At 60.1% G+C, this 636-nt stretch carries 1 protein-coding gene; it reads left to right on the top strand.

Annotated elements, in window-relative coordinates; translation table 11 throughout:
• The coding region (locus tag PDO_RS17020) for an ABC transporter ATP-binding protein (protein WP_007604740.1) at positions 1–636 on the top strand (636 nt) is incomplete at both ends.

Genomic DNA, 636 nt, shown 5'->3' with positions numbered 1-636 from the left:
GGGCTGTCGGGCGGCGACCGCCAGCGTGTGGCCCTCGGGCGGGCAATCGTACGCCGACCCAAGGCCTTCTTCATGGATGAACCCCTCGGGGCGCTGGATGCAGAGTTTCGCGAGCACATGGCAGAAGAGCTTCGCGCGCTGCATGACCGCATGGGCGCGACGACGGTCTATGTCACGCATGACCAGCTCGAAGCCATGCAGATGGGGGACAAGATCGTGGTGATGAATCATGGTGTGGTCGAGCAGTTCGGCCGGCCCCAGGAGATATACGATTGGCCGGCAACCAAATTCGTTGCCAAGTTCATCGGCTCTCCGGCGATGAATTTCCTCGAGTTCGACGGCATGATCGGAAACGGCGCCGACAGCATCGATCTGTCGGGACAGACAGTCCAGGTTCCGGTGACCAGGCAAGGCGCCAAGGGCAGGTTGACGCTCGGCGTTCGTCCGGAACATATCCATTTTTCCGACGCATCCAAATTTCGTGGCCGGGTTATTGCCACCGAATATCTCGGTACGACGCAGATCGTCACCATGTCGACGGCCAATGGGGTGCTGAAGGCACGGATCTCCTCCCATAAGGTGGTCAATCCAGGTGATCTCATCGGCCTGGAATTCGATGCGCGCACGCTCACCATC

The organism is Rhizobium sp. PDO1-076, from assembly GCF_000247475.1.
Lineage (GTDB): Bacteria > Pseudomonadota > Alphaproteobacteria > Rhizobiales > Rhizobiaceae > Allorhizobium.
This window is presented reverse-complemented; position numbering and strand designations above follow the sequence as displayed.